General features: G+C 65.7%; 19 protein-coding genes and 1 pseudogene. 4 read left to right on the forward strand and 16 right to left on the reverse strand.

Annotated elements, in window-relative coordinates; translation table 11 throughout:
• Positions 1 to 31: 31 nt before the first annotated feature.
• From J7I92_RS20890 to J7I92_RS20965, 16 genes and pseudogenes are all read right to left on the reverse strand, one after another.
• Positions 32 to 793, reverse strand: a complete 762-nt coding sequence (locus J7I92_RS20890; protein WP_311380453.1) for a GAF domain-containing protein — start codon at positions 791 to 793, stop codon at positions 32 to 34.
• Positions 794 to 964: 171 nt separating this feature from the next.
• Positions 965 to 1,267: a hypothetical protein gene (locus J7I92_RS20895; protein WP_251040258.1), complete on the reverse strand. Its 303-nt coding sequence runs from the start codon at positions 1,265 to 1,267 to the stop codon at positions 965 to 967.
• Positions 1,268 to 1,327: 60 nt separating this feature from the next.
• On the reverse strand, positions 1,328 to 2,059 hold the full coding sequence (locus tag J7I92_RS20900) for a GAF and ANTAR domain-containing protein (RefSeq protein ID WP_251040259.1): 732 nt from the start codon (positions 2,057 to 2,059) through the stop codon (positions 1,328 to 1,330).
• A 153-nt stretch (positions 2,060 to 2,212) separates the two neighbouring features.
• Positions 2,213 to 3,843, reverse strand: a pseudogene (locus J7I92_RS24715) (amidohydrolase).
• The gene (locus J7I92_RS20910) at positions 3,833 to 4,111 is read right to left on the reverse strand and encodes a hypothetical protein (protein ID WP_251040260.1); all 279 of its coding nucleotides are present in this window, start codon (positions 4,109 to 4,111) and stop codon (positions 3,833 to 3,835) included. Before J7I92_RS20910 ends, J7I92_RS24715 begins: the two are co-directional and overlap by 11 nt.
• A 35-nt stretch (positions 4,112 to 4,146) precedes the next feature.
• Positions 4,147 to 4,725: an HhH-GPD-type base excision DNA repair protein gene (locus tag J7I92_RS20915; RefSeq protein ID WP_214843628.1), complete on the reverse strand. Its 579-nt coding sequence runs from the start codon at positions 4,723 to 4,725 to the stop codon at positions 4,147 to 4,149.
• A 34-nt stretch (positions 4,726 to 4,759) separates the two neighbouring features.
• Positions 4,760 to 5,833, reverse strand: a complete 1,074-nt coding sequence (locus tag J7I92_RS20920; RefSeq protein ID WP_214843629.1) for a HoxN/HupN/NixA family nickel/cobalt transporter — start codon at positions 5,831 to 5,833, stop codon at positions 4,760 to 4,762.
• Entirely contained in the window at positions 5,833 to 6,729 is an 897-nt protein-coding gene (locus tag J7I92_RS20925; protein ID WP_396020435.1) for an urease accessory protein UreD, read from the reverse strand. The genes J7I92_RS20920 and J7I92_RS20925 overlap by 1 nt, the downstream gene beginning before the upstream one ends.
• The gene (gene ureG / locus J7I92_RS20930) at positions 6,726 to 7,343 is read right to left on the reverse strand and encodes an urease accessory protein UreG (RefSeq protein WP_214843630.1); all 618 of its coding nucleotides are present in this window, start codon (positions 7,341 to 7,343) and stop codon (positions 6,726 to 6,728) included. Before ureG ends, J7I92_RS20925 begins: the two co-directional genes overlap by 4 nt.
• Positions 7,344 to 7,355: 12 nt before the next feature.
• The gene (locus tag J7I92_RS20935) at positions 7,356 to 8,057 is read right to left on the reverse strand and encodes an urease accessory protein UreF (protein ID WP_214843631.1); all 702 of its coding nucleotides are present in this window, start codon (positions 8,055 to 8,057) and stop codon (positions 7,356 to 7,358) included.
• Positions 8,038 to 8,523, reverse strand: a complete 486-nt coding sequence (gene ureE, locus J7I92_RS20940; RefSeq protein ID WP_214843632.1) for an urease accessory protein UreE — start codon at positions 8,521 to 8,523, stop codon at positions 8,038 to 8,040. The genes J7I92_RS20935 and ureE overlap by 20 nt, the downstream gene beginning before the upstream one ends.
• A gap of 42 nt (positions 8,524 to 8,565) precedes the next feature.
• Positions 8,566 to 10,311, reverse strand: a complete 1,746-nt coding sequence (gene ureC / locus J7I92_RS20945) for an urease subunit alpha (protein WP_214843633.1) — start codon at positions 10,309 to 10,311, stop codon at positions 8,566 to 8,568.
• Positions 10,308 to 10,664, reverse strand: a complete 357-nt coding sequence (locus J7I92_RS20950) for an urease subunit beta (protein ID WP_214843634.1) — start codon at positions 10,662 to 10,664, stop codon at positions 10,308 to 10,310. Before J7I92_RS20950 ends, ureC begins: the two co-directional genes overlap by 4 nt.
• 10 nt (positions 10,665 to 10,674) lie before the next feature.
• Positions 10,675 to 10,977 carry an urease subunit gamma gene (locus tag J7I92_RS20955; RefSeq protein ID WP_214843636.1) on the reverse strand — a complete coding sequence of 101 codons (303 nt, stop codon included), beginning with the start codon at positions 10,975 to 10,977 and terminating at the stop codon, positions 10,675 to 10,677.
• Between the two features lie 177 nt (positions 10,978 to 11,154).
• The gene (locus tag J7I92_RS20960) at positions 11,155 to 11,457 is read right to left on the reverse strand and encodes a DUF4193 domain-containing protein (protein WP_214843638.1); all 303 of its coding nucleotides are present in this window, start codon (positions 11,455 to 11,457) and stop codon (positions 11,155 to 11,157) included.
• A 94-nt stretch (positions 11,458 to 11,551) separates the two neighbouring features.
• Positions 11,552 to 12,589, reverse strand: a complete 1,038-nt coding sequence (locus tag J7I92_RS20965) for a LacI family DNA-binding transcriptional regulator (protein ID WP_214843639.1) — start codon at positions 12,587 to 12,589, stop codon at positions 11,552 to 11,554.
• Positions 12,590 to 12,822: 233 nt separating this feature from the next.
• Here J7I92_RS20965 and J7I92_RS20970 point away from each other — a divergent pair, with 233 nt between their 5' ends.
• From J7I92_RS20970 to J7I92_RS20985, 4 genes are read left to right on the forward strand one after another with little or no spacing between them, the layout of a single operon-like run.
• On the forward strand, positions 12,823 to 14,148 hold the full coding sequence (locus tag J7I92_RS20970; protein WP_214843640.1) for an extracellular solute-binding protein: 1,326 nt from the start codon (positions 12,823 to 12,825) through the stop codon (positions 14,146 to 14,148).
• Positions 14,145 to 15,038, forward strand: a complete 894-nt coding sequence (locus J7I92_RS20975; RefSeq protein WP_214843641.1) for a carbohydrate ABC transporter permease — start codon at positions 14,145 to 14,147, stop codon at positions 15,036 to 15,038. The genes J7I92_RS20970 and J7I92_RS20975 overlap by 4 nt, the downstream gene beginning before the upstream one ends.
• 2 nt (positions 15,039 to 15,040) lie before the next feature.
• Complete coding sequence (locus tag J7I92_RS20980; protein ID WP_214843642.1) at positions 15,041 to 15,937, forward strand: carbohydrate ABC transporter permease; 897 nt, start codon at positions 15,041 to 15,043, stop codon at positions 15,935 to 15,937.
• A 22-nt stretch (positions 15,938 to 15,959) separates the two neighbouring features.
• Positions 15,960 to 17,180: a Gfo/Idh/MocA family protein gene (locus tag J7I92_RS20985; RefSeq protein WP_214843715.1), complete on the forward strand. Its 1,221-nt coding sequence runs from the start codon at positions 15,960 to 15,962 to the stop codon at positions 17,178 to 17,180.
• Positions 17,181 to 17,187: the final 7 nt, after the last annotated feature.

The following is a 17,187-nucleotide window of genomic DNA, read 5'->3' on the forward strand; positions in this document are numbered from 1 at the left end:
ACAGCGGGCAGGTCCCGGAAACTGGGCTGCGTCATTCGACCACAGTGCTCACGTCATGAAGCATGGTGAGCCTCCTGCTCGTCGACAGGCGGCCGTCCGCCGCGGAGAATGTCCGTGGCGATGTCCTGGATCCTGCGGCTGCCGTTCCGGGCGGCGACGTGCAGGAGTTCGATCGCGTCGTCCCGCCCCGGCGGCTTTGCAGCATGATCAGGGATACGGCAGCGTCCACCGTGGCACGGGACTTCAGCGCTTCACGCAGATGCTCCGGATATTCCTCCGGCAAGTGAAGCCGCAGGGCAAGCCTCAGGATCCTCAGGATCCGCGAAACTGATGCCGCATGTTCTTCTATGGCTTCCACTGTCCGGTGATCAAAAGCTCCGGTCCCGCGGGCGTAGCAGTTCAGGGCTGCTCCGGACGCGGAATCAGTCGGGATCGGGACCGCCAGTACGGACCCGACGCCCTCGCCGGCGATCGCCTCCGCGTAGCGGCTCCATTCCGAATCGGCCTGAAGATCATCTATAAGTACCCGGTGCTGTTCCCGAAGAGCGGTCAGGCAGGGGCCGTCGCCGATCGCGTACTGCTTCTCATCCAGGCGACGCGCCATATCTGTGCTGCTCGCCACAGTCGCCGGTCCGCCGTCCCGTTGCACCGTGATTGCGCAGAGAATCGGCTGTCCATCCTTGCCGAGCAGGGAAGCGGAGGTGGTGGTCAGTCCAAGGAGAAAGTCGATGAAATCCGGGCTTTCAAGCAACAGGTCCTGCAGTTGTTCAGAGGTGGTTCGTACACTGTTCACGGCCGTGCGGCCCCGATTCTAAAGCCGCCAGGCATGAAGCCCCTGGCTATCGGCCGCCGCTCTGAACGCGGGTTAGCCCGAATGTTCCATCCCCGGACCATCGCCCCGTCCCGAAATCTCTTACTTACGACACTACGCTCCCCCGGTGCCCCTAAATACGAACAGCGGGAGCTACTTCGCTTCCTTCCCGCCCGCCGCGCCGGCGTCATCTTCCTTGTTGCCGCCATTGAAGTCAGTACTCCCGCTGGTTGCGTCACGGCGCCCGTCCGCCTTAAATTCGCCAGACAAGGGTGCGCGGGGACGGGCAATCTCATCGATGAGTTCATTGGCAGCCATGGCCAAAAGGTCGCGCTGCGTCGACGGAAACGACAGCATACCCTGAAGGTACGCTTCCACTTCGTATTCACCCGCGTCCCCGGCTATGCCAAAATAGCGAAGCCACAGTTCCGGCACCGACACGTCGGAGGCCTTCATTGCTTCCCTGAGTCTTCGCCGTTGTTCCGGTTCGTTAGGATCAAAGCCCATCGGATGCCCTTACCCGGCGGCCGCCGGTGTCCCGGCAACGACGTCGGCACTCACCTGTCCCAGGGTCCTGCCGGCGGCCCGGGCCTGCCGCATGAGTTCCTGAAGGGCAGCTTCGGGCACGATTCGGTGGCGTTCCATCAGGATGCCGCAGGCTCGGTTGACCGCATCACGGCTGTGCAGGGAAGCCTGCAGACTCTCACTCATCCGCTGCGGCGCATCACTGGCCTGAATGTGGGCCAGCAGCGTGGCGGCGGGAGCGGCGAACAGTGCAAGGAGGCGGCCTGTGGCATCGTCGTATTCCCCGGGCTGGGCACCGTAGAGCTTCAGGGCTCCGATGCATTCCTTACCCGCAAGCAGCGGCACGCTGACTACGGAGCGGATGGGTAGCCCGGCTACGGCAGCTTTCCAATCCGGCCACCGGTCGTCGGAGTCCAGGTCTTCAATCACCACAGCCTCTTCGGCGGCCCAGGCAGTCAAACATGGACCCTGTCCCAGCTCGTACTGCATCCGGTCGGCCTGTTCAACCACTCCATGCATAAATCCGCTGCTTTTCCTGCGGCCATGCACGTCCAGCAGGGATACTCCGGCCCCGATGGTGCCGGCGAAAGACTCCTTAATGGCCCGGGCCAGAAGCTGGACCGCCCTGTCAACCTTCTCCTCCGTCAGCAGGAGTCCCCGGATCCGGGCGATCATGCCAGTGAGCCCGTCCAAAGGAAGTTGCTGCGCCATAAGGTCTCTCATTCGCTCAGGGTGAAGGAAACGTGGCCCGGCCTGGTTCGACGGCACCTGCGTCACGTCAACCGGACGGCCCATCCACCTACTCCAGCATAGGCCCAGACCCGAAGGCCGAATCAAACAAGGGTGGCCGCCAACAGCTCCCTGAGGACCGGCCACCTACCTCACAGCGCCCACCGCCAGATGCTGCACCCGGCCGTCCACAAAGGTCGCCAATACCTGCGCGGCGGCCAGTTCGTCCGGGGCCGCCAGCAGCGGATCCGTGTCGAACACGGTGAAATCCGCACGCTTGCCGGTAGTCACGGACCCAGCAACCGACCAATCCCCCGCAGCCCTGGCTGCGTGCGAGGTATAGCCTTCGAGCGCGCCTGCCGGGCCGTGAGGGCCTGTCCCGGACTGATTGGCACTTCCTCCCGGTGGCCGGACCGCCGTCGTAATTGCGCGTCCGCCAGGATGGGCAGCGGTTCGAACGGGGCGATTGGCCAGTCAGAACCAAGCCCCAGGGTGGTCCCCGCCACGCGGAGGTCGGCACACCGCCAGGCGTTGTTTGCGCGCTCCGGTCCAAGCCGGGTGGACCAGTTGTCCGTCTGGTCCGCGGGGGAGAAATGCGTGCAATGCGTCGGCTGCATGCTCGCCACCAGGCCCGTACGGGCAAACCTCCCGATCAGGGCGTCAGGGACGGTTTCGAGGTGTTCGATGCGGTGCACTGCCTGTGGCCCGCCGGGCGGCAGGGACTCGAAGGCCTCCAGCACGGCTGCCACGCCCGCGTCGCCGATTGCGTGCGTTGCCGTGGGTATGCCGCGGGCCGCGAAGAAGCGCACCGCCGCCGCGTACTCCTCGGGGCGGGGCCAGAACGGTGCCACCGACTCCCCATAGGCATCGGGCTCAAAAAGCCACGCCCTGCCGTTGTCCACCGTGCCGTCGACGAACAGCTTCATGCCGGCCACCTCCCTGCGCTTTCCGCCCAGCCCGATCTGCTCGGCGAGCTGCTGCCAGTCCTGCTCACTGCTGCCGGGCATGCACCACGGCGAGATCCGCAGGCGCAGCGGGAGGCCCGCCGCCCAGGTCTTCTTCCAAGGCCCGGTACAGCTCCAGCGAATCCTCCCCGCAGTCCATCACGTGCGCCCCGGTCAGCCCGGACCGGGAGAACTCCGTGAAGAGTTCCGCCAGCCGCGCCTTCCGCTCACCGAAGGACTCTGCGGGCATCACCCGCGCAACGAGCTCCATCGCGGCGGCCTCCAGCAGGAGTCCCGTAGGCCTGCCGCTCCCGTCGCACACCACCCCGGAAGCCTGGCTGAACGCGCACCCCGGTGACCCCGGCGATTTCGAGCGCCCGGGAACCTTGCCAGCGCGGAATGTCCGTCGAAGAGGCGGATGAGGCACGGGTGTCCGGAGACGACGTCGTCAATCAGCTCGCGGTGGGCCGAGGCGGTTCCGAACACATTGGGGTCCAGGCCCCAGCCCCGCACCCACTCCCCGGAGGGAGTTGCCGCCGCTTCGGCGCGCAGCAGCGCGCGCACCTCCGCAAGGCCGGCGACACCGGACAGGTCGCAGCCGCGGGTCAGCTCCAGGCCGAAGACCGGATGGATGTGGCAGTCCACCAAGCCCGGAGTCAGCACGGCGGCGCCGAAGTCGACGACCTCCGCGGCCGACCAGCTTTCGGCATCCGAACGGCTTCCCACGGCGGCAATTACGCCGTCCTGCACGGCCACCGCCTGCGGTGCTGGGCTTCCTGCCCACCCCTCCATGGTGTGGATGGTGTCGGCCAGGATGATCAACTCAGGATTCATGGGTTTCGAAGCTTCCAATCTGCGCGAAGGTTTCGGGGCGGTGGCGGCGCACCCAGCGGGCGGCCACGAGTCCTGCGATGAACACGACAGGCGTCACGAGGATGAGGATGGTGTTGGTCAGCGCGTCGGCGAAGGTGAGCAGCTCGATGTTCAGGCCGATCAGCAGCACCACGCCGAAGAGCAGGATGGCCGATGCCAGGCTGAGCGGGACCATCAGTTTGTGCGTCGCCGCGGCCGGGTTCCGGCGCAGGTACAGGCCCGCAGCCACCTCTTGTGCGCCTCCCCATAACGCGGGCCTCAGTGTCAGGGAGCCTTCGCAGCCTTGGCGGCGGCCTTGGCAGCCTGCTTGCTTGCGCGAACCTTGGTCAGCGACTCCGGGTCCACAATGTCGGCAACCGACAGGAACGAGTCCTCCTGGCCGTAGTGGCCCGCGGCTTCGCGCCAGCCCTTGGCTTGGAGTCCGCATTGCTTCCCCAGCAGCGCCAGGAAGATCTTGGCTTTCTGTTCGCCGAATCCGGGCAGGGCCTTGAGCCGGCGCAGCACCTCCTTGCCGTCAGGATCACCCTGGGTCCAGATGGCTTTGGCGTCCCCGTTCCAGTCGCTGTGCACGGTCTCGGCGAGGGCCTGGACGCGGGCGGCCATGGATCCCGGGAACCGGTGAACGGCGGGCCGCTCCTTGAACACCTCGACGAAGCCCTGGGGGTCATACCCGGCGATCGCGGCCGGGTCCATGGAACCGATGCGCGTCCGGATCTTTTCGGGGCCGGCAAACGCGGACTCCATGGTCACCTGCTGGTCCAGCAGCATGCCGGTGAGCAGAGCAAAGGCGTCATCGCTGAGTAATTTATCGGCGGCGGGGTCCCCTGTGATGTGCAGTTCCATGCGTCCTATCCTCCCACCCGCGCCGCTCCACCTTCTAGGAGCCCGGCGCCGCGCCCTTCAACCGTCCCCGGACGGCCGCAGTACCCCAGACAGCCAGCAGCAGCCCCGCGAGGAGCAAGCCGGCGTCACCCAGGTCGATGGAACCCAGCCATAGGGTCATCGGATCCTTCAGGCCAAAGGCCGCGTTGAAGAATCCACCCAGCGTGATGACCGCGATCAACAGCGCCGATGCGGCCGAGACACCTGTGATCAAGGCGTTGAATCCGAGCTTGCGGAGCGGATCGTCGACGGCCGACTTGTACATCCGTAGCATCGCCACCCCGTTGAGCGAATCGCACAGCGTCATTGCTGCCGCGAACGCGAAGGGCAGTGCCATCAGTGCCAGTGGGGAAACGCCGGCGAGGGAGGCCGCCGTCGTCATCACCAGCAGCCCGATGGTGGTGGCGGTGTCGAACCCGAGCCCGAACAGGAAGCCGATCACGTAGATGTTCCGCGGATGCTGGACGCGCGAGAGCGGCCGGGCCAGGAGCCGGGCGACGAAGCCTTTGGCTTCCAGGTCCTCCAGCGTGATGCTGGCCCCGGTGCGCGCGCTGCGGTAGAGCTGCGTGGCCTGCAGGAACGCCGAGCCGTTGAAGATGCCCATCATCAACAGGAACAGCCCGGAAACCCCGCTGCCGATCAGCCCCAGCACCAGGTTCCCGGTGGTCCCCTCCTCCATCAGCCGGCCCACCAGCGTTGCCCCGGAGACCACCAGGACGCCGGCGAGGATCACCACGGAACTGTGCCCCAGGCTGAACGCGAAACCGACACTGACCGGGTCCCGCCGCTGTGCCACGAACTTGCGGGTGGAGTTGTCGATCGCGGCGATGTGGTCCCAGTCGTAGCTGTGCTTGACCCCGGCCAGATAGGCCGTCAGGACCAGCCCCAGCGCGAGCGGCTGCCCCCCTCCTCCGGCAGTGCCGGTCATCGGAAAAGTGCCCGCCAACAACAGCACGACGGCGGCGAAATGCAATGCGGCTACGGCCCCGAACGTCCACAGCAACCTGGCGCGCACCGACAGCTGTTCGCGTTTGCGGTAGAGCACGGCCAGCTCTGTCAGCGAAGTCATCAGTGTTTCCTCAGGTTCATGGGTTCCTGCCCATGCCAAGTGTGGCGCAGCAGTGACGTGCACGCACCCAGCAATCGGTTGAGTTCCTCGGTGCTGTTGGCCAGCGAACGAAGGACCAGCCCCATGGTGCCGGCGACAGCCCCGGTGAGGGAAATCCCGGTGTAGGCGTCATGGCCGGCCGTTATTGTGTGGATCTCATCGGCGAGCGCCTGGTCCACCCGGGGATCCACCACCACCAGTGAGCCCAGGTGGCTGAACCCCTCCATGAAGCCCATCCCGGTCACGTCATTGAGGGGAGGCCGGATGAGCAGGTTGTCGAGCGCCAGCAGCCGGGAAACGCCGTCGGCCTCCACGTGGATCTCGTTGCGCAGCCGCAGTTCCTCGTACCGGAAGGACGCCCCGTCCGGGGACCAGCCCGGCGTGATCACCTCGGCCATGACCAGGCTCGACGACGGCCGGACGGTGATGTGCGTCTTCTGCCGGTAGCTGGCCTCCCGGTAGGCGATGACCTGGTCCGGGGCGAGCTCCAGCTGTGCCCCCTCCCCCAGCCGGATAGTCATGCGCTGCTCCGCAAACGACCCCGGCGTCCGGTAGATCTTGGTGGCCGACTGGGTGGTCAGCAGCAATTTCGCGTCCGCTTCCACCTCCACATCGAGCACGTAGAGGTCGGCCCCCAGATAGGCCCCGCCCGGGTTCACGAGCACATAACAAACCTGCCCGGACTCATCCAGATAGTGCGGCCGAAGGACCCGGAGCGCACCTTGATAGTACTGGTGCACGGCCACGGACCGCTGGCCCCGCACGGCCACCCGCAAGGCGAGTTTCCCCATCGGCGCGTGACCCGCCGGTGCCCCAACAGCCCTCGCCCCAGCCGCCGGTGCCGCCGTCGTGCTCATTGGGCCAAATCGAGCATCAGCACGTCGCGGCGCACCCATTCGATGACCGCGTCCAGTCCTTCGTCCGTCTTGAGGTTGGTGAAGCAGAACGGTTTTTCGCCGCGGAATTCGCGCGAGTCCCGCTCCATCACGGCGAGGTCTGCTCCCACGTGCGGCGCGAGGTCGGTCTTGTTGATGATGAAGAGGTCAGACTTGATCATGCCCTGGCCGGCCTTGCGCGGGATCTTCTCGCCCTGCGCCACGTCGATGATGTAGATCGAGAAATCCACCAGCTCCGGGCTGAAGGTGGCGGACAGGTTGTCGCCGCCGGACTCCACAAAAATGACCTGCAGGTCCGGGTGCCGCTTCTTGAGCTCCTCGATGGCGGCCGTGTTCATGGAGGTGTCTTCGCGGATGGCGGTGTGCGGGCAGCCGCCGGTTTCGACGCCGATGATCCGGTCCTCGGGCAGGATCCCGTTGGCGGCCAGGATCTTCGCATCCTCGATGGTGTAGATGTCGTTGGTGATGGCGGCCATGGAGATTTCGCGGCTCATGTGCCGGGTGAGGCGCTCCACCAGCTGGGTCTTGCCGGCGCCGACCGGTCCGCCGATGCCGATTTTGATGGGTTCAGACATTCTGTCCTCCTACTAGCTCATGAACATGCGGGCACGTTGACGCTCGTGCCGCATCTGCGAAACTTCCAGCCCGGGACTCACGGCCCCGAAGTCGTCCGGCGTCAGGTGCCGGATCCTTCCGACGGCGGCAGCGACGTCGTCGGACGCTGCCCGAAGCAGCCGCTGGCCGGCGTTCTGTCCCAGGGGGATGGCGCGCACCGCGTTCTGGGTCAGCGAGGTGACCGTCGCGAAAAGGTAAGCGGCCAGCGCTTCGGCCAGCGGAACCCCCAGGGAACGGGCGACGACGGCGAACGCCAGCGGCTGATGGCCGGCGGCACGGCCCGCGGCCACCAGGCCGCGGTACTGCTCGAGTCCGGCGGAAGGAAACACTTCAGCGCCGATCTGCAGCAGCCGGCCGCCCATCTTGATGCTTGCCTCCCGCAGCTGCCGGGGCAGGAGCAGCGCGGTGAGCCGTGCATCCAGCTCGGCCACGGGAACGTCCTCGTACACGAACCGGACGGCCAGCCCGTCGGAATAGGTCAGCTGCTGGCCCACGTATGCGGCCAGCCACACCCCGAAGGATTCCTCGTCGTGGACCAGGCCCCGCTCAATATACGTCTCGAATCCGAGCGAGTGGGCGAACGCCCCGGTAGGGAGCGCGGAGTCGGTCAGCTGCTGCAGGGCGAGCTGGTAGCCATCTGCCGCAGCGGCGGAGTCAGTGGCTGTGTTCGGCATGGCGGAAGGGGACGGGCATCACGCGTTCCTGGCGCTCGTACGGCACGCCGACGTGTTTGAGGTAGTCCTCCACGGTGTGGTCGTAGGCGCACACCATCACTTCGGCGCCGTATTCGGAACCGGCGTCGAAGAACTGGGCCTGCAGGTGCCGGTTGCCGAGCGAATGCGCCACCACGCCCATTTCGTGGACAGTGCGCGGGGCCACCACCAGGACGTCGGTGGGGAGCACGGACACCACGATCATGTTGGTTTCGGCAACATGGAGGATGTCGCCGTCGCGCAGGTCGCCGGAACCTGACGGCAGCCGGATGCCGATCTCCTTGCCGTGGTCCGTGGTGACGCGCTGGATGCGTTTGACCAGCTGCACGCTGGGAAGCACCACCTTCTCCTGGTGCAGCCCGGCGTACTCACCGGCCTTGGCGGCGGGCAGATCATGCAGGTTGCCGAGGACTTTCTGGATAATCACTTGGTGCTCCGATGGGTCTGTGGTGCTCCGGGTAGTCGGGGGTCAGAAAAGGAAGTAGCGCTGCGCCATGGGCAGCACGTCCGCCGGTTCGCACGTGACGTCCTCGCCGTCCACGGTCACCTTGTAGGTTTCCGGATCCACCTGGATATCCGGGGTGGCGTCGTTGTACTTGAGGTCGGCCTTGGTGAGGTTTCGGATGCCGGAGACGGGACGGATGACCTTCTGCAGCCCCAGCTCTTCCGGCACCCCGGCGTCGATGGCGGCCTGGGACAGGAACGTGATGGAGGACTGCTGCACCGCCTTGCCGAACGCAGCGAACATGGGGCGCATGGTGCGCGGTTGCGGCGTCGGGATGGAGGCGTTGGCGTCCCCCATCAGCGCATAGGCGATCTGACCGCCCTTGAGCACCAGCTCCGGTTTCACGCCAAAGAACGCCGGGTCCCACAGGACCAGGTCCGCGAATTTGCCTTCCTCCACGGAACCGATGGAGTCGGCCATGCCCTGCGCTATCGCGGCGTTGATGGTGTACTTCGCCACGTAGCGCTTGATCCTGAAGTTGTCGCTTTCGGCTGAGCCGTGCGCGGCCCCGGAAGGGTCCTTCAACACGCCGCGCTGCTTCTTCATTTTGTCCGCCACCTGCCAGGTGCGGGTGATCACCTCGCCCACCCGGCCCATGGCCTGGGAGTCGGAGGAGGTGATGGCGAAGATCCCCATGTCCTGCAGGACGTCCTCCGCGGCGATGGTTTCGGCGCGGATGCGGGAATCGGCGAAGGCCACGTCTTCCGGGATGTCCGGGTTCAGGTGGTGGCACACCATCAGCATGTCCAGGTGTTCTTCGATGGTGTTGCGCGTGTACGGCAGGGTGGGGTTCGTTGATGCCGGCAGCACGTTGGGGAGCCCGGCGATCTTGATGATGTCCGGGGCGTGCCCGCCGCCGGCCCCCTCCGTGTGGAAGGTGTGGATCACGCGGCCGCCGATGGCGCGGATGGTGTCCTCCACGAAGCCGCACTCGTTGAGGGTGTCGGTGTGGATGGCCACCTGGACGTCGTATTCGTCCGCCGCTTTCAGGGAATTGTCGATCGAGGAGGTGGTGGAGCCCCAGTCCTCGTGGACCTTGAGTCCGATGGCCCCCGCGCGGATCTGTTCAGCCAACGGTTCGACGGCGGACGCGTGCCCCTTGCCGAACAGGCCAATGTTGATGGGCATCCCCTCGGTGGCCTGCAGCATCCGCTGGATGTGCCATTTGCCGGGGGTCACGGTGGTGGCTTTGGTTCCTTCGGCCGGGCCGGTGCCGCCGCCCACCATGGTGGTGATGCCGCTGGCGAGGGCGGTGGGCACCTGGTCCGGGGAGATGAAGTGGATGTGGGTGTCCACCCCGCCAGCGGTGAGGATCTTCCGCTCCCCCGCGATGATTTCCGTGCTGGCACCGATCACGATGTCCACGCCGTCGGTGATCTGCGGGTTGCCGGCCTGGCCGATCTTGAAGATGTGGCCGTCCCTGAGCGCCACATCCGCCTTGTAGATTCCGGTGTAGTCCAGGATGACGGCGTTGGTGATGACGGTATCCGGAACGGCACCGCCCTGGCCGTCACCGTCCCTGACAACCTGGCCGTTCTGGCCCATGCCGTCGCGGATCACCTTGCCGCCGCCGAACACCACTTCCTCGCCGTACACGGTGAGGTCCTTCTCGATCTCGAGGAACAGCTCGGTGTCCGCCAGGCGGATGGCGTCGCCCGTCGTCGGGCCGTACAGGTCCGCGTACTGCCTGCGGGTCAGGTCGAAACTCACTGGGCAGCCCCTTCCGGCGCAGCGGACGCGGCGGCTTGTTGGCCGCGGGAAAGCGGTCCGTTGACCGCGTTGCTGAGGCCGTGAACCTCGCGGCTGCCCGCCAGTTCGATCAGGCGGACGGTCTTGCTGTCCCCCGGCTCGAACCGGGCCGCCGTGCCCGCCGGGATGTCCAGCCGGCGGCCGTAGGCGGCGTTGCGGTCAAAATCCAGAGCGCGGTTCGCTTCGGCGAAATGGTAGTGCGAACCCACCTGCACGGGCCGGTCACCGGTGTTAACAACGACGACGTCCACCGCCTCGCGTCCCGCGTTGATCGTCACGGGCGCCGAGCCCAGAACGTACTCACCAGGAATCATTGCCCTGCCCCTATCGGATCGGATCGTGGACAGTGACGAGCTTGGTGCCGTCCGGGAACGTGGCCTCAATCTGGACGTCGTGGATCATCTCCGGCACGCCCTCCATCACGTCATCGCGGCCCAGCAGGGTGGTGCCGTAACTCATGAGTTCGGCCACGGTGCGTCCGTCCCGTGCGCCTTCGATCAGTTCATAGCTGATGATCGCCACAGCCTCGGGGAAGTTCAGTTTCAGGCCGCGGGCCTGCCGCCGCCTGGCGAGGTCTGCGGCGACCACGATCATGAGCTTTTCCTGCTCACGGGGCATCAGATGCATCGGAAATCCCTTCAAACGGCCCGGCACGGTCCTATGGTTATAGTCCCGGCGGGCCGGCCTTAGCCAGACCTGCCGGAGGACTACCGGGTATGGCTTGTCACCACACTAAGCCGGGCACGTTTCCGTAAGATTTCCGGGGCAGCCTGCAACGGCTGCCAAGCGACCCCTCAGCGGCCCTTAGCCTTCACATTCAACGCAGTAGAAGTGACCGTTCTTTTCGCGCGCGATCTGGGACCGGTGCCGGACCAGGAAGCAGGAATAGCAGGTGAACTCGTCCTGGGCCTGGGGGATGACCTGAACCACGAGTTCCTCGGCGACGAACTCCCCGCCGGGGACCATGCCGTCATCCAGTGCGTCCGCTTCGTCCAGCTCGCGGACAACGCTCCGTGCATCAGGGGCGTTGGCGGACTGGAGTGCTTCGAGGGAGTTGTCCTGGGACTCCTTGACGTCGGATCGTACTTCGTCGTAATCGGTTGCCACTTTAGGTGTTTCTCTTTTCTGGTGTTTTACCTGACGGGACTGCAACATACACCATTCCGCTGTTATTCCCTCACTGATTAAGCTTAGGGCGCTATCAGGAAGCGGGAGCGGCAGTGGAATCCCTCACCACCAGCTGCGTTGCCAGTTCCACGTGGGTCGATTCCAGGGTTTCCCCGTTGGCCAGCCGCAGGATCGACCGCAGGGCCGTCCGGCCCATTTCCTGGAGGGGCTGCGCCACGGAGGTCAGGCGGGGAACCGATTGTTCGGTGATGTCCGTCCCGTCGAAGCCCACCAGGCTCAGCTGTTCAGGCACCAGGATTCCCTGCAAGCGGGCCTCGTCCAGGATACCGAGGGCAATCGCATCGTTGCCGGCAAAGATGGCCGTGGGCGGGTCGGCGAGCGCGAACAGCTGGCGGGCGCCCACCACCCCGAAGTCCCGCCGGAACCGGCCGGCCAGGATGTAGTCCGGATTCGCAGGAATGTTGTTGGCGCGCAGGGCGGCGAGGTAGCCGTGGAGCCGGGCAACGCTGCATTCCGCAGCCTCGGAACCACCCAGGAACGCGATCTTTTGGTGCCCCAGGGCGATCAGGTGTTCGGCCGCGGCCTTGCCTCCGGCCCAGTTGGTGGAACCCACGCTGACGAAACCGGAGCGGGGCGGGTTGAGCGGATCGATCACCACCACCGGGATGTTCCGGCGCCGGAAGGATTCCAGCTGGCCCGGGGTGATTTCCGATGTGACCAGGATGAGGCCCTTGCGGCCGGCGTCTGACAGCCGTTGCGACCATTGCTCGTGGTCGGTGTTCTGGAGCTTGGCCGGCGTGACGCTGCTCAGGACCACCTCGGCGCCTTCCTCGGCCGCGCAGTTCACGATTCCGGACATGACTTCCAGGGAGTAGGAACTGTTCAGTCCGTCAAAGACCAGGTCCACGAGCGCCGGCCCGGTGGACCTGACCCTGCGCTGCATCGGCGACTCATAGCCAAGCTTCACCAAGGCCTTCTGGACCCGCGCGCGGGTGGCCTCCGCCACGTCGTCCCGGCCGTTGATGACCTTGGAAACGGTGGGCGCGGAGACCCCGGCAAGCGCTGCGACGTCGGCCAGGTTCAGCTTGGCCTTCGGCGTCTTTGCAGGCATCAGAACAACTTTCTCGAAAAATTTCGTTGCCTGCAGTCTCCCCCACGAGAGCAACCCTCGTCAAGATTTGCCCCAAAAACCCTTGACGCCGGGACGAAATCGAGGCTACCTTCTAACTCAGTCAACGAATTAGTTGCGAAATATTTCGAAACTGTCCGCACCTTCCTGCCGCCCCCGGGCCGGCACCCTCAACCAGCGCCGCAATGCCGCGGCTCTTTTCAACGGAGAACAGAATGGAACCACGCCTTTCCTCACGCCGGTCATTCCTGGCCCTTGCTGCCCTCACTCCCCTGGCCGCCTGGACTGTGACCGCCTGCGGCACCTCGGGCCCCGGCACGGCACCCGCCGGCGGTGCCACCTTTTGGTCCCTGACCGGAGAGCCCAACGAGTCCATCCGCAAAAAGAGCCTGGATGCCTTCAATGCGGCCAATCCCGACTCCAGGATTGTGGCCACCGTTTTCCAGAACGATGCCTACAAGACCAAGATCAAGACGGCCATCGGCGCCGGCCAGGCGCCCACCATCATCTACGGCTGGGGCGGCGGAACACTGAAGACCTACGCGCAGGCGGGCCAGGTGGAGGACCTCACCGGCTGGTTCGACTCCAATCCGGACGTCAAAGCCAAACTCTTCCCGTCCTCCTTTGCGGCGGCCACCATCGACGGCAAGATCTACGCCGTCCCGACGCAGACCGTCGCGCCGATTGTCTTCTACTACAACAAGGAACTGTTCGCGAAGGCCAACGCCCAGCCGCCCAAGACGTGGGACGACCTTCTGGCCCTGACCAAAACATTCAACGACATGGGCGTCGCCCCGCTGTCACTCGGCGGCCAGTCGCGCTGGACGTCCATGATGTGGCTCGAGTACCTCTTGGACCGCATCGGCGGCCCGGAAGTCTTCCGGGCGATCTTCGACGGCAAAGCCAACGCATGGTCCGATCCCGCCGTCATCGAAACCTGCACCAAGATCCAGGACCTGGTCACCGCCAACGGCTTCATCAAGGGCTTCTCGTCCATCACGGCGGACAGCAACGCGGACCAGGCGCTGCTGTTCACCGGCAAGGCAGCCATGATGCTGCACGGCGCCTGGACGTACGGAGGCATGAAGCACGACGGCGGAACGTTCGTCCAGGACGGCAAGCTCGGCTGGTTCGACTTCCCCGCCATCGGCGGCGGCAAGGGCGATCCCCGCAACACCGTGGGCAACCCCGCCCAGTACCTGTCCATCTCGGCCAAGGCGAGCGCCGCGGAGAAGGAGGCAGCCAAAAAGTTCTTCAAGGACGGGCTGCTCACCACGGACGAAATCACCGCCTACATTTCCTCCGGCGCGGTGCCCATTGTGCAGGGCATCGAGGACAAGCTGGCCTCCAGCGAGGACAAGGACTTCCTGAACTACGTGTACACGCTGAGCAAGAACGCCCCCAGCCTGCAGCAGTCCTGGGACCAGGCGCTGAGCCCCACCGCCGCGGAAGCACTCCTGAGCAACATCGACCAGCTGTTCCTGAAGTCCATCACCCCCGAACAGTTTGCGGCGAACATGAATGCGACGCTCGGCAAATGAGCACGGCAGAAATGAGCAGGGCCCGACGGGGATCACTGGGCTGGATGGTCCTGCCGGCCCTGCTGTTCTTCACGGTGTTCGCCGTCCTTCCCCTCCTGGGCGTCGTGGCCCTGAGCTTCACCAACTGGGACGGTATCGGCGCGATCAGCGCGGCGGGCATGGACAACTGGCTCGCTGTGCTCTCCGACCCCGTCATGTACAACGCCGTCTGGCTGACCTTCGTGATCATGGTGGTTTCGTGGCTCGTGCAGACGCCCCTCAGCCTGCTGCTGGGCACCTTCACCGCTGGCAGCCAGCGGTACCGGGCCGTGCTTGCGGTGCTCTATTTCCTGCCGCTCCTGCTCTCCTCCGCGGCCATCGCCATTGCGTACAAGGCCCTGCTGGATCCGAACTTCGGGCTGGCGGAAGGCCTGGGCCTGCCGTTCCTGGCGCAGGACTGGCTCGGCCAGCCGCAACTGGTCCTCTTCCTGGTGATCTTCGTGATCGCCTGGCAGTTCGTCCCGTTCCACACGCTGATCTACCAAGGCGGCGTCCGGCAGATCCCCAAGTCCCTCTATGAGGCAGCGGAGATTGACGGCGCCGGCCGGGTGAAGCAGTTCTTCTACATCACCGTTCCTCAGCTGAAATACACCATCATCACGTCATCCACCCTGATGGTGGTGGGCTCGCTGACCTACTTCGACCTCATCTTCGTGCTCACCGCCGGCGGCCCGGGCAACTCCACCCGGATCCTCGCCCTGGACATGTACCTGACCGGGTTCCGGGCCAACCTGATGGGCCCCGCCAGTGTTACCGCAGTCATCCTCGTTGTGGTGGGACTCGGCCTTGCCCTGCTGCTGCAGCGGCTGGGCGGCAAGAACGCCGGCGGCAGCCAGCTGGAAGGACTCTGACCATGAGCGCCACCCTCACCAAATCAACGCCGGCGGCAATCACCCCCGTTCAGCCCTCCCCCAACCGGGGCCTTGGGCGCCGGTTCCGGAAATTGAACCTGCCCGGCGGACTGGGTGGCTGGATCTGGCTCGCCGTCATCATCATTCCCATCTATTACATCGTCATCACCAGCTTCAAGAGCCAGGCCGGATACTTCAGCGAGAACCCGCTGGCCCCGCCGTCGAACCCAACGCTGGAGAACTACCAGATGGTGCTGGCAGCGGACTTCGCGCGGTACTTCCTCAACAGCACGCTGGTGACCGTCGGCGCCGTCGTGCCCACGGTGCTGTTCTCCTTCATGGCCGCCTTCGCGATTGTCCGCGGCCGCGGCCGGTTCCTGAAGCTGGTCAACGGCCTGTTCCTGATGGGCCTGGCCATCCCGCTGCAGGCCACCATCATTCCCGTCTACCTGCTCATCATCCGGCTGAACCTCTACGACAGCCTGCTGGCCCTGGTCCTGCCCTCCATCGCGTTCGGCATCCCGCTCACCGTGCTGATCCTGGCCAACTTCATCCGCGACGTGCCGGACGAACTCTTCGAATCCATGCGGCTGGACGGCTGCAACGAATGGCAGACCATGTGGCGGCTCGCGCTGCCGCTGGTCAAACCGGCCATTGTCACCGTGGCCATCTACAACGGCCTGGGCGTGTGGAACGGCTTCCTGCTTCCGCTGATCCTGACGCAGAGCCCTGAGCTCCGGGTGCTTCCGCTCGCGCTGTGGACGTTCCAGGGCCAATACAGCGTCAACATCCCCGCCGTGCTGGCCTCCGTGGTCCTGACCACCCTGCCCATCCTGGTCCTGTATGTCGTGGGCCGCCGCCAGCTGCTGAGCGGGCTCACCGCCGGCTTCAGCAAGTAGTCGATCAATGGAGAACACACCTATGAGTTCGCTGGAAACACCTTCATCTGCCCCCGTGCAGCCGGAGACCATACGGGTAGGCATGGTGGGCCACGCCTTCATGGGCGCCGCCCACTCGCACGCCTGGCGCACTGCGCCGCGGTTTTTCGACCTGCCGCTGGTCCCCGAGCTGAGTGTGCTCGCCGGCCGGGACAGCGCCCGGGTGTCCGCCGCCGCCCGCCGCCTCGGCTGGGCCAGCACCGAAACGGACTGGCGTGCGCTGGTGGAACGGGACGACGTCGACCTCGTGGACATCTGCACCCCCGGCGACACCCACGCAGAGATCGCCATCGCCGCCCTCCGGGCCGGCAAGCACGTGCTGTGCGAGAAGCCGCTGGCCAACAGCGTCGCGGAAGCGGAAGAAATGGCGGAGGTGGCGGCCGAGGCCGCTGCCCGCGGCGTCTATGCCATGTGCGGCTACTCGTACCGGCGCACGCCCGCCCTGGCCCTGGCACGATCGATGGTGCGAGACGGTCGGCTGGGCACCATCCGCCAGGTCCGGGCGCAGTACCTGCAGGACTGGCTTTCGGATGAGAACGCCCCGCTGACCTGGCGGATGGACAAGGCGAAATCCGGCTCCGGCGCACTCGGGGACATCGGCGCCCACAGCGTCGACGCCGCGCAGTTCGTCACCGGCCAGAGCATCACCGGCGTCTCCGCCATCATGGAAACCTTCACCAAGGAACGTCCCGTGGGCGGCGACTTCGTGGGGCTGGGCGGAAGCGGCGCGGTGGGTGCCGACGTCGAACGCGGACCGGTGACGGTGGACGATGCGGTGATCTTCAGTGCACGGTTCGACGGCGGACCCATCGGCGTGTTCGAGGCCAGCCGGGCTGCGCTCGGCAGGAAGAACGCCATGCGGCTTGAGGTGAACGGCTCCCGCGGGTCGATCGCCTTCGACTTCGAGGACATGAACTACCTCAACTACTACGACGCCGGCAGCGGTGCTGACGCTGATTCCCTCGGCTTCCGCCGGATCAACGTCACCGAGGCGCACCATCCGTACACGGGAAACTGGTGGCCGGTGGGGCACGGTCTCGGCTACGAACATGGCTTCACCCACCAGGTGGTGGACCTGCTGACGGCCATCGGGGCCGGAACCCAGCCCACGCCGTCGTTCTCGGATGCCCTCCAGGTGCAGCGGGTGCTGGCGGCCGTGGAACACAGTGCAGGCAAGGATTCCCGCTGGACTTCAGTGGACTGACAAAAGG

This window comes from Arthrobacter sp. ISL-72 (assembly GCF_018613755.1).
Classification (GTDB): domain Bacteria; phylum Actinomycetota; class Actinomycetes; order Actinomycetales; family Micrococcaceae; genus Arthrobacter.

Excerpts from the sequence above, each read along its gene's own strand:
- J7I92_RS20900 (WP_251040259.1), bottom strand. The coding sequence starts at position 2,059 with ATGAGAGACCTTATGGCGCAGCAACTTCCTTTGGACGGGCTCACTGGC.
- J7I92_RS20965 (WP_214843639.1), bottom strand. The coding sequence starts at position 12,589 with ATGCCTGCAAAGACGCCGAAGGCCAAGCTGAACCTGGCCGACGTCGCA.
- J7I92_RS20980 (WP_214843642.1), top strand. The coding sequence starts at position 15,041 with ATGAGCGCCACCCTCACCAAATCAACGCCGGCGGCAATCACCCCCGTT.
- J7I92_RS20955 (WP_214843636.1), bottom strand. The coding sequence starts at position 10,977 with ATGCATCTGATGCCCCGTGAGCAGGAAAAGCTCATGATCGTGGTCGCC.
- J7I92_RS20935 (WP_214843631.1), bottom strand. The coding sequence starts at position 8,057 with ATGCCGAACACAGCCACTGACTCCGCCGCTGCGGCAGATGGCTACCAG.
- J7I92_RS20895 (WP_251040258.1), bottom strand. The coding sequence starts at position 1,267 with ATGAAGGCCTCCGACGTGTCGGTGCCGGAACTGTGGCTTCGCTATTTT.
- J7I92_RS20915 (WP_214843628.1), bottom strand. The coding sequence starts at position 4,725 with ATGGAACTGCACATCACAGGGGACCCCGCCGCCGATAAATTACTCAGC.
- J7I92_RS20985 (WP_214843715.1), top strand. The coding sequence starts at position 15,960 with ATGAGTTCGCTGGAAACACCTTCATCTGCCCCCGTGCAGCCGGAGACC.
- J7I92_RS20970 (WP_214843640.1), top strand. The coding sequence starts at position 12,823 with ATGGAACCACGCCTTTCCTCACGCCGGTCATTCCTGGCCCTTGCTGCC.
- J7I92_RS20920 (WP_214843629.1), bottom strand. The coding sequence starts at position 5,833 with ATGACTTCGCTGACAGAGCTGGCCGTGCTCTACCGCAAACGCGAACAG.
- J7I92_RS20925 (WP_396020435.1), bottom strand. The coding sequence starts at position 6,729 with ATGAGCACGACGGCGGCACCGGCGGCTGGGGCGAGGGCTGTTGGGGCA.
- J7I92_RS20950 (WP_214843634.1), bottom strand. The coding sequence starts at position 10,664 with ATGATTCCTGGTGAGTACGTTCTGGGCTCGGCGCCCGTGACGATCAAC.
- J7I92_RS20975 (WP_214843641.1), top strand. The coding sequence starts at position 14,145 with ATGAGCACGGCAGAAATGAGCAGGGCCCGACGGGGATCACTGGGCTGG.
- ureG (WP_214843630.1), bottom strand. The coding sequence starts at position 7,343 with ATGTCTGAACCCATCAAAATCGGCATCGGCGGACCGGTCGGCGCCGGC.